The organism is Streptomyces sp. AN091965 (genome assembly GCF_022698285.1).
GTDB lineage: Bacteria > Actinomycetota > Actinomycetes > Streptomycetales > Streptomycetaceae > Streptomyces.
On sequence record NZ_JALDMY010000001.1, the window covers coordinates 6,896,940 to 6,910,276 of the forward strand.

Annotated in this window: 11 protein-coding genes; 9 read left to right on the plus strand and 2 right to left on the minus strand. The window is 74.6% G+C overall.

Annotated elements, in window-relative coordinates; translation table 11 throughout:
* Positions 1-16: 16 nt before the first annotated feature.
* Together MQV74_RS29535 and MQV74_RS29540 are read right to left on the minus strand one after the other, a co-directional pair.
* The gene (locus tag MQV74_RS29535; RefSeq protein ID WP_242724408.1) at positions 17-481 is read right to left on the minus strand and encodes a ferritin-like domain-containing protein; all 465 of its coding nucleotides are present in this window, start codon (positions 479-481) and stop codon (positions 17-19) included.
* Positions 478-1,011 carry a hypothetical protein gene (locus MQV74_RS29540; RefSeq protein WP_242724410.1) on the minus strand — a complete coding sequence of 178 codons (534 nt, stop codon included), beginning with the start codon at positions 1,009-1,011 and terminating at the stop codon, positions 478-480. The genes MQV74_RS29535 and MQV74_RS29540 overlap by 4 nt, the downstream gene beginning before the upstream one ends.
* A 274-nt stretch (positions 1,012-1,285) precedes the next feature.
* Here MQV74_RS29540 and rimP point away from each other — a divergent pair, with 274 nt between their 5' ends.
* The 9 genes from rimP (at position 1,286) to MQV74_RS29585 (ending at position 13,333) form a co-directional block, all read left to right on the plus strand.
* On the plus strand, positions 1,286-1,795 hold the full coding sequence (rimP, locus tag MQV74_RS29545; protein ID WP_242724412.1) for a ribosome maturation factor RimP: 510 nt from the start codon (positions 1,286-1,288) through the stop codon (positions 1,793-1,795).
* Between the two features lie 2 nt (positions 1,796-1,797).
* Entirely contained in the window at positions 1,798-2,796 is a 999-nt protein-coding gene (nusA, locus tag MQV74_RS29550; RefSeq protein WP_138962125.1) for a transcription termination factor NusA, read from the plus strand.
* Positions 2,797-2,937: 141 nt separating this feature from the next.
* Positions 2,938-3,237: a YlxR family protein gene (locus MQV74_RS29555; protein ID WP_138962126.1), complete on the plus strand. Its 300-nt coding sequence runs from the start codon at positions 2,938-2,940 to the stop codon at positions 3,235-3,237.
* A 147-nt stretch (positions 3,238-3,384) separates the two neighbouring features.
* The gene (gene infB / locus MQV74_RS41220) at positions 3,385-6,492 is read left to right on the plus strand and encodes a translation initiation factor IF-2 (protein WP_242724414.1); all 3,108 of its coding nucleotides are present in this window, start codon (positions 3,385-3,387) and stop codon (positions 6,490-6,492) included.
* A 218-nt stretch (positions 6,493-6,710) separates the two neighbouring features.
* Positions 6,711-7,007 (plus strand): DUF503 domain-containing protein, encoded by a 297-nt coding sequence (locus MQV74_RS29565; RefSeq protein ID WP_138962128.1) that lies wholly within the window; start codon positions 6,711-6,713, stop codon positions 7,005-7,007.
* A 47-nt stretch (positions 7,008-7,054) separates the two neighbouring features.
* Entirely contained in the window at positions 7,055-7,510 is a 456-nt protein-coding gene (gene rbfA, locus MQV74_RS29570; RefSeq protein ID WP_138962129.1) for a 30S ribosome-binding factor RbfA, read from the plus strand.
* A complete protein-coding gene (truB, locus tag MQV74_RS29575; protein WP_242724418.1) occupies positions 7,507-8,415 on the plus strand; it encodes a tRNA pseudouridine(55) synthase TruB in 909 nt (302 codons plus the stop codon). The genes rbfA and truB overlap by 4 nt, the downstream gene beginning before the upstream one ends.
* A gap of 295 nt (positions 8,416-8,710) precedes the next feature.
* A complete protein-coding gene (locus MQV74_RS29580) occupies positions 8,711-12,232 on the plus strand; it encodes a trypsin-like peptidase domain-containing protein (protein WP_242724420.1) in 3,522 nt (1,173 codons plus the stop codon).
* Positions 12,233-12,373: 141 nt separating this feature from the next.
* A complete protein-coding gene (locus MQV74_RS29585; RefSeq protein WP_242724422.1) occupies positions 12,374-13,333 on the plus strand; it encodes a bifunctional riboflavin kinase/FAD synthetase in 960 nt (319 codons plus the stop codon).
* Positions 13,334-13,337: the final 4 nt, after the last annotated feature.

Genomic DNA, 13,337 nt, shown 5'->3' on the forward strand with positions numbered 1-13,337 from the left:
GTGTGCGGTGGCGGGATCACGCCCGCGGTGCCGCGGACGGGTCCCCGGACCCGCCGGCCCGCTCGGCGAGCCCAGGGAAGGCTACGCTCCCGCCGCGCCAGCGCGCCGCCCGGACCGCCGCCTCCCGCAGCGCCTCGGCCGCGACGGCCCGCGCGTCCCCCTCGGCGGCCCGCACCAGATCGGCGTACACCCCGGCGAGCCGCTCCTCCAGGGCGGCCGCGAGCCGGACGGCGGCCGCCGCGTCCGGCACCGGGAACGGCAGCGCGTACGCGGCCGCCGACGGCTCCGGGTCGCCGTCGAGCCCGCGCACCGCGCGGCGCAGCTCGTCGCGGCGCGCCCGGTGCGCGTCATAGGCGGTGCGGGCCTCGGCCCGGCGGGCGTCGCCGACGCGGCCGCCGACGACCCCGTAGCCGTACACGGCCGCGTGCTCGGCGCGCAGCGCCGCCTGTACCGCCGCCAACTCGTCCTTGCGCGCGCTCACTTGTCGTCCCCCTCGCCGTTGCCTTCGGCGCCCTTCTCCGTCAGCAGGTACGCGTGTGCCGCGCCCGCCGCGGCGACGGACGCGAGCAGCCGGGCCAGCTCGCCCGGCGCGTCCAGGAGCTGCTTGCCGCGCCGCCGGGCCAGCTCGCGCTCGGCCGTCGCGAGCAGGCGCAGGGCGTCCTTGCGGTCGCCGGGCACGGGCGGCTCCGGGGCCCGGGTGGCGGCCGGGGTGGGTGTCGGCCCGCCGTCCCCGAAGGCCTTCGCGTGCCGGGCCACCTCCTCCCGCAGCGGCCGCAGCCGGGCGGACAGGGGGGCGTGGGCCGCGATCACGGCGTCGTAGCGGTCCAGCAGCGCGGCGCTGTCGCGGGCCGCCCGGGCGCGCAGCCGCTCGGCGTCGGCGGAGCGCCCGTCGCCCTCGCCGGACCCGGCGTCCGAACAGCCGGTGAGCAGCACGGCGCCGGCGGTCCCGGCGAGCAGACTTCTGCGGCGCGGCCCGGGTCGGGACCGCGAGAGGGTGGGATACGACGGCACGGCGGGCGTCCTCGGGAGGCGGGCCGGGAGGGCGCGGGGCAGGGCGTCCCTCGGACGGCGAACGGTGGCGGCGGCACAGAACGGGCCGAGGCCCGGTGATCACCGTACCTGCGCGCCCTCCTCGCACGCGTGACCGGCTCGGTCTCGTACGCGCGTACGGAGTCGGAGGGCGGGCACCCGGCCCGGTGGACGGCAACACCCTCCCGGACCGGATACCCTTTGACCAGACACGCGACGATCCCACAACAGCACACGCGGCCGAGGAGTCACCCGGATGAGCACCACCCAGAGCGAGAGGCTGCGGGAACTGCTGGAACCGCTCGTCAGCTCCCAGGACCTGGATCTCGAAGAGATCGAAGTGGCCTCGGTCGGACGCAAGCGGGTGCTGCGAGTCGTCGTCGACTCCGAGGACGGCGTGGATCTGGACCGCATCGCGGATGTGAGCCGTGCGCTCTCCGCGAAGCTCGACGAGACCGACGCGATGGGCGAGGGTGAGTACACCCTGGAGGTCGGTTCCCCGGGCGCCGAGCGCCCGCTCAAGGAGCAGCGCCACTACGAGCGCGCCGTCGGGCGCCTCGCCCGCATCCAGACCGCCGACGGCGCCGAGCTGGTCGCGCGCGTCATCGGGGTGGACGACGAGGGTGTCGACCTGGAGGTGCCCGGCGTGAAGGGGCGCAAGCCCACCGCCCGCAGGCTGGCCTTCGGCGACATCGTCAAGGCGCGCGTGGAAGTCGAGTTCAACCGCAAGGACGACAAGAACATGAAGGAAGAGGAGGAGGCGTAGCCGTGGACATCGACATGAGTGCCCTGCGGGGCCTGGTGCGGGAGAAGGAGATCTCCTTCGACCTGCTGGTCGAGGCGATCGAGTCGGCCCTCCTCATCGCCTACCACCGCACCGAGGGAAGCCGCCGCCACGCGCGCGTGAAGCTCGACCGGGAGACCGGGCACGTGACGGTCTGGGCGAAGGAGGACCCGGAGGACATCGAGGAGGGCCAGGAGGCCCGCGAGTTCGACGACACCCCGTCCGACTTCGGCCGGATCGCCGCCACCACCGCCAAGCAGGTCATCCTGCAGCGGCTGCGCGACGCGGAGGACGACGCGACGCTCGGCGAGTACGCCGGGCGCGAGGGTGACATCGTCACCGGTGTGGTGCAGCAGGGGCGCGACCCCAAGAACGTGCTCGTGGACATCGGCAAGCTCGAGGCCATCCTGCCCGCGCAGGAGCAGGTGCCGGGCGAGGAGTACCCGCACGGCATGCGCCTGCGCAGCTATGTCGTCCGGGTGGCCAAGGGCGTGCGCGGCCCGTCCGTGACGCTCTCGCGCACGCACCCGAACCTGGTCAAGAAGCTGTTCGCGCTCGAGGTCCCCGAGATCGCCGACGGCTCCGTGGAGATCGCCGCCATCGCGCGCGAGGCCGGGCACCGCACCAAGATCGCGGTCCGCTCGACCCGCTCCGGGCTCAACGCCAAGGGCGCCTGCATCGGCCCGATGGGCAGCCGCGTGCGCAATGTGATGGGCGAGCTCAACGGCGAGAAGATCGACATCGTCGACTGGTCGGAGGACCCGGGGGAGATGGTCGCGCACGCGCTGTCCCCGGCCCGGGTCAGCAAGGTCGAGATCGTCGACCTGTCCGGCCGCTCCGCCCGGGTGACGGTCCCGGACTACCAGCTGTCGCTGGCCATCGGCAAGGAGGGCCAGAACGCCCGCCTCGCCGCCCGGCTCACCGGCTGGCGGATCGACATCCGTCCGGACACCGAGCAGCCGGGCCAGGACGGCGGGAACTGACCTTCCCGAAGGAGGATCGCGCGGGTCCGGAAATCCGGTTGCGCGAGCCCCCCTCGCCCTGGTCACGTTACTGATCAAGACAACAGCCGTTCGATTCTTGCCCCAAAGGGGTGAGGTCGGTACGGGGAGGTAGACTTAAGCGTGTCTGGCCGGACGCAAGCCCGCGCATGCCCTGAGCGCACCTGTGTGGGGTGCCGGGAGCGAGCGGCCAAGGACGAGCTGCTGCGGATCGTGGCGATCGAGGGCACCTGTGTCCCCGATCCACGCGGTACGCTGCCCGGCCGGGGTGCGTATGTACACCCCGCCCTGGTCTGTCTCGACCTGGCGGTCCGCCGCCGGGCGTTCCCGCGGGCCTTCCGGCTCCAGGGACCGCTCGACACGGCGGAGCTGCGCGGGAATCTCGAGGCGGCCGAGACCGTTGCCGAGCAGGCAACACCGTAAGACGTGCCGCGCGGAGCCCCTGTGCGGTCCTGGTACCTCGCGAGTTGGAAGTAGGTCGAGATTGCGATGAGCACTCGATGAGTACGCGATGAGTACGCCCATGAAGTAGCGACGGTCCGGCGGTAACCCGGACCTAAAAGGAGCGAAGTGGCTAAGGTCCGGGTATACGAACTCGCCAAGGAGTTCGGAGTTGAGAGCAAGGTCGTCATGGCCAAGCTCCAGGAACTCGGTGAATTCGTACGTTCGGCGTCCTCGACGATCGAGGCGCCCGTAGTACGCAAACTGACTGACGCACTGCAGCAGGGCAACGGCTCCGGCAAGCCCGCCCCGCGCAAGTCCGCCGCGAAGCCCGCGGCACCGTCCCCCGCGCAGGCCGCCCGTCCGGGTCCGGCCGCGCCCAAGCCCGCGCCGCGTCCGGCGGCCGCGGAGAGCCCGGCCAAGCCCGCGCCGGCCGGCCCGGCGACCCCGGGTCCGCGTCCGACGCCGGGCCCGAAGCCGCCCGCGCCGAAGCCGGCGCCTGCGGCTCCCGCCGCGCCCGCGGCTCCGGCCGCTCCGGCTCCGGCCGCGCCCGAGTTCACCGCGCCGCCGTCGCCGAGCCCGGCCGCCGCGTCCTCCGGCGCTCCGGCCGCGCCGCGCCCCGGTGGCGCCCGTCCCGGTGCCCCCAAGCCCGGTGGCGCCCGTCCGGCGCCCGGCCAGGGTCAGCGTGGCGGCGACCGTCAGGGCGCTCCGCGCCCCGGCGGCCAGGGTGGCGCCCCGCGTCCGGGCGGTGCCCGTCCCGCGGGTCCGCGTCCGGGCAACAACCCCTTCACGTCCGGCGGCTCCACCGGCATGGCGCGCCCGCAGGCGCCCCGTCCCGGCGGCGCCCCGCGTCCCGGCGGCGGCCAGGGCGGTCCCGGCGGCGCCCCGCGCCCGCAGGGCCAGGGCGGTCCCGGCGGCGCTCCCCGTCCGCAGGGCCAGGGCGGTCCCCGCCCGACCCCGGGCGGCATGCCCCGTCCGCAGGCCCCGCGTCCCGGCGGCGGCCCCGGCGGCAACCGTCCGAACCCGGGCATGATGCCGCAGCGTCCCGCTGCGGGCCCGCGTCCCGGCGGTGGCCCCGGTGGCGGCCGCGGTCCCGGCGGCGGTGGCCGTCCGGGCGGTGGCGGCGGCGGTCGTCCCGGCTTCGCCGGTCGTCCCGGCGGTCCCGGTGGTGGCGGCGGCGGCTTCGCCGGTCGTCCCGGTGGTCCCGGTGGCGGCGGCGGTCGTCCGGGTGGTCCCGGTGGTGGCGGCGGTGGCTTCGGCGGCCGTCCCGGCTTCGGTGGCCGTCCGGGTGGTCCCGGTGGCCGTGGTGGCACGCAGGGCGCCTTCGGCCGTCCCGGCGGTCCCGCGCGTCGCGGTCGCAAGTCGAAGCGGCAGAGGCGCCAGGAGTACGAGGCCATGCAGGCCCCGTCGGTCGGCGGCGTGATGCTGCCTCGCGGCAACGGCGAGACCGTTCGCCTGTCGCGCGGTGCCTCCCTCACCGACTTCGCCGAGAAGATCAACGCCAACCCGGCGTCGCTCGTCGCGGTGATGATGAACCTCGGCGAGATGGTCACGGCCACGCAGTCCGTCTCCGACGAGACGCTGCAGCTCCTCGGCGACGAGATGAACTACACGGTTCAGATCGTCAGCCCCGAGGAGGAGGACCGCGAGCTGCTCGAGTCGTTCTCCATCGAGTTCGGCGAGGACGAGGGCGGCGAAGAGGCGCTCATGTCCCGTCCGCCGGTCGTGACCGTCATGGGTCACGTCGACCACGGTAAGACCCGCCTGCTCGACGCCATCCGCAAGACGAACGTCGTCGCGGGCGAGGCCGGTGGCATCACCCAGCACATCGGTGCCTACCAGGTCGCGACCGAGGTCAACGGCGAAGAGCGCGCGATCACCTTCATCGACACCCCGGGTCACGAGGCGTTCACCGCCATGCGTGCCCGTGGTGCGAAGTCCACCGACATCGCGATCCTCGTGGTCGCGGCCAACGACGGTGTGATGCCCCAGACGATCGAGGCGCTGAACCACGCCAAGGCGGCCGACGTGCCGATCGTGGTCGCGGTCAACAAGATCGACGTCGAGGGCGCCGACCCGACCAAGGTGCGCGGTCAGCTCACCGAGTTCGGTCTGGTGGCCGAGGAGTACGGCGGCGACACGATGTTCGTCGACATCTCCGCCAAGCAGGGTCTGCACATCGACTCCCTGCTCGAGGCCGTGGTCCTGACCGCGGACGCCTCGCTCGACCTGCGGGCCAACCCGGAGCAGGACGCGCAGGGCATCGCGATCGAGGCCCACCTGGACAAGGGCCGCGGCGCCGTCGCGACCGTCCTCGTCCAGCGCGGTACCCTCCGCGTCGGCGACACGATGGTCGCCGGTGACGCCTACGGCCGTGTCCGCGCGATGCTCGACGACAAGGGCGAGAACGTGGAAGAGGCGGGTCCGTCGACCCCGGTCCTCGTCCTCGGTCTCACCAACGTCCCGGGCGCGGGCGACAACTTCCTGGTGGTCGACGAGGACCGTACGGCCCGTCAGATCGCCGAGAAGCGCGCCGCCCGCGAGCGCAACGCCGCGTTCGCCAAGCGCGTCCGCCGCGTCTCGCTCGAGGACCTGGACAAGGTGCTCAAGGCCGGCGAGATCCAGCAGCTCAACCTCATCATCAAGGGTGACGCTTCTGGTTCCGTCGAGGCCCTGGAGTCCTCCCTGCTCCAGCTGGACGTCGGCGAGGAGGTCGACATCCGCGTGCTGCACCGCGGCGTGGGTGCGGTCACCGAGTCGGACATCGACCTGGCCATGGGCTCCGACGCCATCGTCATCGGCTTCAACGTCCGCGCGGCCGGCCGTGCCGCGCAGATGGCGGAGCGCGAGGGCGTCGACGTCCGCTACTACTCGGTGATCTACCAGGCCATCGAGGAGATCGAGGCGGCCCTCAAGGGCATGCTCAAGCCGGAGTACGAAGAGGTCGAGCTCGGCACGGCGGAGATCCGCGAGGTCTTCCGCTCGTCCAAGCTGGGCAACATCGCGGGTGTGCTCATCCGCTCCGGCGAGGTCAAGCGGAACACCAAGGCGCGACTGCTGCGCGATGGCAAGGTCATCGCGGAGGAGCTCAACATCGTCGGTCTGCGTCGCTTCAAGGACGACGTCACCGAGATCCGCGAAGGGTTCGAGGGCGGTATCAACCTCGGCAACTTCAACGACATCAAGGTCGACGACGTCATCGCGACGTACGAGATGCGCGAGAAGCCGCGGGCTTAGCGTTCGCAGGGTCGGGGGTTGCGCCGGGGCTTGGCCCCGGCGCGACCCCCGACCCCTTTTCGGCGCTTCGCGCCTCGTCCTCAAACGCCGGACGGGCTGTTCCCCTGCGGCGGGGGCGAAATCCCGTCGAGCCGGACCGCCGCTCGTTGTACGGTTCTGGTGACCCTGCCGACCGTGCGCAGGGCGCGATCCCGCACCGGCGGGTTATCCGGGCACACATGTTTGTGGGGACTCTGTCCTTCGACCTGCTCCTCGGCGACGTACATTCGCTGAAGGAGAAACGCTCCCTCGTCCGCCCGATCGTGGCGGAACTCCAGCGGAAGTACGCGGTGAGCGCGGCCGAGGTGGGCCATCAGGAACTGCACCGCAGGAGTGAGATCGGCATCGCGCTGGTCTCCGGGGACGCGGCGCACCTCACCGAGGTACTGGACCGGTGTGAACGGCTCGTCGCCGCCCGGCCCGAAGTGGAGCTGCTGTCGGTACGGCGGCGGTTCCACGGTGACGACGACGAATGACTCCCTGAACGACCAGCGACGAGCACAGCACAGAAGGAGACGGAGCAGTGGCCGACAACGCGCGGGCGAAGAGGCTGGCGGACCTCATCCGAGAGGTGGTGGCCCAGAAGCTGCAGCGCGGGATCAAGGACCCGCGGCTCGGCACGCATGTCACCATCACGGACACCCGGGTCACCGGTGACCTGCGGGAGGCGACCGTCTTCTACACGGTCTACGGCGACGACGAGGAGCGCGCGGCCGCGGCCGCGGGCCTGGAGAGCGCCAAGGGCGTCCTCCGCTCCGAGGTCGGGCGCGCGGCGGGTGTGAAGTTCACGCCGACGCTGACCTTCGTGGCGGACGCGCTGCCCGACAACGCGCGGGCCATCGAGGACCTCCTCGACCGGGCACGCGCCTCGGACGCGAAGGTCCGCGAGGCCTCCGCGGGCGCCGATTTCGCCGGTGAGGCGGACCCGTACCGCAAGCCCGGCGAGGACGAGGAAACGGACGGCGACGCCGCCTCATGACCAAGCGCACCACCACTACGCCGGACGGACTTGTCATCGTCGACAAGCCGTCCGGCTTCACTTCGCACGACGTGGTCGCCAAGATGCGGGGCATCGCCAAGACCCGCCGCGTCGGCCACGCGGGCACCCTCGACCCGATGGCCACGGGCGTCCTCGTGCTCGGCGTCGAGCGCGCCACCAAGCTCCTCGGCCATCTGGCGCTGACGGAGAAGGAGTACCTGGGCACGATCCGGCTCGGCCAGTCCAGCGTCACGGACGACGCCGAGGGCGAGATCACGTCCTCGACGGACGCCTCCGGCATCGAGCGGGACGCCGTCGACGCGGCCGTCGCCAAGCTCACCGGCGACATCATGCAGGTGCCGTCGAAGGTCAGCGCCATCAAGATCGACGGCAAGCGCTCGTACAAGCGGGCGCGCGAGGGCGAGGACTTCGAGATCCCGGCCCGGCCGGTGACGGTGTCCTCCTTCCAGGTGTACGACGTCCGCGACGCGGTCGCCGAGGACCGCACGCCCGTGCTCGACCTGGTCGTGTCCGTGGTCTGCTCCTCCGGTACGTACATCCGGGCGCTCGCCCGGGACATCGGCGCGGACCTCGGCGTCGGCGGGCACCTCACGGCGCTGCGCCGCACCCGCGTGGGTCCGTACAAGCTGGACTCGGCGCGGACCCTCGACCAGCTCCAGGAGGAGCTGACGGTGATGCCGGTCGCGGACGCGGCCGGTGCGGCCTTCCCGCGCTGGGACGTGGACGCCAAGCGGGCGCGGCTGCTCGTCAACGGCGTGCGGATCGAGATGCCCGAGGAGTACGCGGGTGCGGGGGCCGTGGCCGTCTTCGATCCCGAGGGGCAGTTCGTGGTTCTGGCCGAGGAGTCGCGCGGCAAGGCCAAGAGCCTCGCCGTGTTCGTCTGACGGCCGTCGCTCGGGTCTGTCGGGGAGCAGTGCTTTGAGCACTGCTCAAGTCCGCTGGGCCTGACGGCACTTGGCTTTGCGCGCTGTGGAGCGGCGGACGACTGTCCGCCGCTCCACAATCCCCCCCAAGGAAGGTCTATCCACGCCCGCCCGGCCTTTCACCCCTATGAGCAGGCGCTCGGAGTGAACCACGGGAGCGGAAGGGGGCGCGTTCGGCTCGCGTTCTGTCCCGCTGATCACCGCCGACCTACGGTCGGAGGAACGGGGGTCGGGAAGCGGTCGGGGAGGTGCGCGCATGGCGGGACGTGGCCCGCGGGCCCGGGGCGGCGGGGACCGGGCCCGGGGCCGGAGCGGGGCGGTCGCGGAGCCGGTCGAGGGGGGCGGCCCCCGGTGGTCCCTGGTGCGGATCTGCGACCTGGCGGGGCGCCCGCGCGGCGCCGGGTTCGCCGCCGACGAGCTCGGCACCGTGATCACCAGCCACGAAGCCGTCGACGGCCTCGCCCGGATCGTGCTGCACGCGGCGGGCGAGCGCACCTGCGTCGTGGCCGCCGACGCCGTGACGGCCCTTCCCGGGGCCGACCTCGCGCTGGTGCGCACCGAGGGCCTCGGCCTCAAGCCGCTGCCCGTCACCGTGCGCGAGGCCGTGCCGGTGGGCGCGTACGTACGGATCGCCGCGGGCGGCTGGCGGCAGGCGCGGGTCCTGGACTCCGCCTCGGTGACCTATGCGGCGACCGACCGCTTCCACGTCCTGGACGCCGCCATGGAGCTCGCCATCGGCACGGACGGCGCCGACGCCCTGCGCCTCGGCGGCGGGGCCGCGGGCGGGCCCGTCGTGGACGCCGCGTCCGGCGCGGTCCTCGCCGTCCTCGCCACCGCCCTGCACGCCCCGCACCGCGCCGCCGGTTTCGCGGTGCCGCTGCGGGAGGCGGCCGCCGCCGACCCGGACGGCCCCCTCGCCGAGCTCCTCGCCCGCAACGCGGCCACCGTGCCCGCCTACGGACCCGATCTGAACCTCGCGGGCGCGCTCCAGCTGACCGCCACGTCCGTGGGCTCCGACAGCCCTGCCGCACCCGGGCCCGAGCCGGTCGAACGGCCCGACACGGCACGGGAGTTCACCGCCTTCACCAGCGGTCCCGCGCGCGTCCTCGGGCTCGTCGGCGACCCCGGCACCGGACGGACCACGGAACTGGCCGCGCTCGCCGCCCGCCGCGCCCGGGGCGGCGCGCCCGCGCCCACCCTGTGGCTGCGCGGCGCCGACCTGCGCGACGCCGACACCTCGGTGGCCGACGCGGTGGGGCGCGCCCTGGAGCGGGCCGGGCGCATCACCGCCGCCTCGGACGAGAACCGCGCGGCGGGCGAGGGGCTCGGGGACATCTCCGCGGGCCGCGTCGCACGCCTCGTCCGGGACGCAGGACGGCCCCTGCTCCTGCTGCTCGACGGGCCCGAGGAGATGCCGCCCGTCCTCGCCCACCGCCTCGCCGAGTGGAGCACGGGCACCGCCGGGTGGCTGCGGGACACCGGGGCGCGGCTCGTCGTCGCCTGCCGCGCGGAGTACTGGGAGCGGGCCGGGGAGCACTTCCCCGCCGCCCTGCTGCACACCGGGGCGGAGGGCGCCCCCGGCCCGGGCGTCCCCGGCGCCCTCGGGGACGCGCTGCCCGGCTGCGTACGGCTCGGGGACCTGCCGGAGCCGCAGGCGCGCCGGGCCCGCGCGCGGTACGGCATCCCGGACGCGGCCCTCGCCGCCGCCGACGCCCGGCACCCCCTCGCGCTGCGGCTGCTCTCCGAGGTGCGGGCCGCGCTGCCCGGCGAGCCCCCCGGACGGCCGGGCCGGGAGGAGATCCTCGCCGCCCATCTGGACCTGATGAGCCTGCGCGTCGCCGTCCGCCTCGCCGCGGCGAACGGGCTGCGCGGGACGGCCGTGCGCCGGCTCGCCGCGCGCGTGGCGGGCCAGATCCACGAGGCGGCGCGGCGGTGCCTCGGGCCCGGGCAGGGGGAGCTCGACCGGGCCGCGTTCGAGGAGGTCTTCCCGTGGGGCGCCCTGCCGGGGCCCGACGGCTGCACCGGCTGGGCCTCCGCGGTCCTCGCGGAAGGCCTCATGGTCCCCGCGGGCACCGGGTACCGCTTCGCGCACGAAGAGGTCGCCGACTGGCTCCAGGGCACCCATCTGGACGTGGAGGGCGCCCTGACGTCCCTGGTGTTCCGCCACGCCGAGGGCCCGGCCCCCGCCACCCGCTCCCTGCCGGTGCCCCGGCACCGGATCGGCCCCGTGCTCGAAGCGCTGCTGCTCGTCGAGCGGCAGTGGGGCGCGGGGGAACTGGCCGTGTGCCTGGCGCGCCTTGCCGCCGCCGTCGAGGCGCTCGGCGCGACGGCGGCCCGCGGCGCCGCGCCACCGGAGAGCTCCCAGGACGCCGCCTGGTGGGCCAGGCACCTCCTGGGCGAGGTCCTCCTGCGCGTCCCCGACGCCAGCCCCTATCTGGACGTGCTCCGCGAGATCGCCGCGCACCGGCGGTTCCCCCCGGCCTTCTGGATGACCCTGCCCCTGCCCGACGCCACCCGCTACGACCTCCTGCGGGCCGTCGTGCCCCACGACGGCCCGCCCGGCACGGCGAACCGCGTCCTCGACGCCGTGGCCGAGCACCTCGCCGCCGACCCCGGCGCCGTCCAGCGCCACCTGACGCGCTGGTTCACCGACGAGAGCCCGCTGCGGGCCACCCCGGACGCCACTGTCGCCTCCGCCGCGCAGGCCCTGCTGCACACCCACCGGCACCGCGCCATCGACGACCTCACCGAAGCCCTGGCCGACTGCGCGCACACGCGCGCCGACGAACTCCTCGGCGCGCTCGCCGAGGACGAGCCCTCGGCGGTGTGCCGCGCCGTCGACCGCTGGGCGCGCGACGACCGGGCGGCGCGCCGCGTGGCCGCCGTGGTCTGGGGCCTGCGCACCGCCCGGCACGCCACCGGCGACGCCGACCGCACCCTGCTGCGGTACGCGGCCTACGCGCTGCTCGCCCGCCCGGGGGACGCCTCCCTGCACGGCGCCGCGCTCGCCCTGCTCGTACGGGACCCGCAGACCCGCGCCCGGCATCTGCCCACCGCCCTGAAGGCGTTCGCGGCGGGCGACCCGTGGCTGCCGGGGAGCGCCCTGGCGGCGGCCCTGACCACCGACCCCGATCCGGTGCTCGCGGCGTTCCGCGCCCGTCTCCACGGCCCCGGCACGGCGGCCGGAGACCTGCTGCGCGACCTCGCGGGAGTGACCTCGCCCGCCCTGGCGCGCCGCGTCGCCGCCCTGGTGCGCGACCACGCGGAGCAGTGCCCGGAGTCCGCGGAGGCCGTGGCCGCCTACGTCGACCGGCTCCTCGACCGGGGCCCCGGCGTGCGGGCCGTGCTGTTCCCGACGGTCACCGCGCTGCTGCGGAGCGGCGCCGCGGAGGTGCGCCGCGCCCTCGCCCCGGTCCTCGCGGCGCCCGGCGGCCAGGCCTCGCGGCCGCTGCGCGCCGAGCTGCTCGACCTGCTGCTCGCCCAGGAGCGGGACCCGGACGTCGTCGAGGCCGTGCTGCGCGCGGTCGGCGAGCGCGGCGGCGACGCCGAGCGGGACCGGCACCTGGTGCAGCGCGCGGGCCTGCTGCTCGGCCGCACGCCGGAGGGCGCGATCCGCTTCGACCGCGTCCTGGTGGACCTGGCGCGGTGCGCGCCGGGGTTCGCCGGGCGCCTCGCCCGCTGGATGGCGGACGCCCCGCAGGACTGGGCGGCCCTCATCGGCCCGAGCGCCCGCCGCACCGTGGAGGGGGTCGCGGACGCCGTCCCCGTGTCGGCGTGAGCTCCCCAAGTCGGCGTGAGCACCACCACCCCGGCCGATGCGAGCGACACCGTGTCGGCATGGCACTCTTAGACCTGCGCAATCGGCAAGGGAACGTACACACGTACGGGACGTACACGGGTTCGGCGAGGAGCGAAGACAGTGCAGCGCTGGCGTGGCTTGGAGGACATTCCCCAGGACTGGGGGCGCAGCGTCGTCACCATTGGTTCCTACGACGGCGTGCACCGCGGTCACCAGCTCATCATCGGCCGCGCGGTGGCCCGCGCGCGCGAGCTCGGCGTGCCCGCCGTGGTCGTCACCTTCGACCCGCACCCCAGCGAGGTCGTGCGCCCCGGCAGCCACCCGCCGCTGCTCGCCCCCCACCACCGGCGCGCCGAGCTGATGGCCGGCCTCGGGGTGGACGCCGTCCTCATCCTGCCGTTCACGACCGAGTTCTCGAAGCTGTCGCCCGCCGACTTCGTGGTGAAGGTCCTCGTCGACAAGCTGCACGCCAAGGCCGTCGTCGAAGGCCCCAACTTCCGCTTCGGACACCGCGCCGCGGGCAACGTGGAGGTCCTCGCCGAGCTCGGCGAGACGTACGACTACGAGGTCGAGGTCGTCGACTTGTACGTGAGCGGCGAGGCGGGCGGCGGCGAGCCGTTCTCGTCGACGCTCACCCGGCGCCTCATCGCCGAGGGCGACCTCGCGGGTGCCCACGAGATCCTCGGCCGCCCGCACCGCGTGGAAGGCGTGGTCGTCCGCGGCGCCCAGCGCGGCCGCGAGCTCGGCTTCCCCACGGCCAACGTGGAGACGCTGCCGCACACCGCGATCCCCGCCGACGGCGTGTACGCGGGCTGGCTGCACGCGCAGGGAGAGGCCATGCCCGCGGCCATCTCCGTCGGCACGAACCCGCAGTTCGACGGCACGGAGCGCACGGTCGAGGCCTACGCCATTGACCGCGTGGGCCTCGATTTGTACGGGCTGCACGTGGCCGTGGACTTCCTGGCCTTCGTGCGGGGACAGGCCAAGTTCGAGTCCATTGAGGCGCTGCTGGTCGCCATCGGTGACGACGTCAAGCAGGCCCGGGCGCTCGTCGAGGGCTACGAGGCCGACCGGGGCTGAGGCC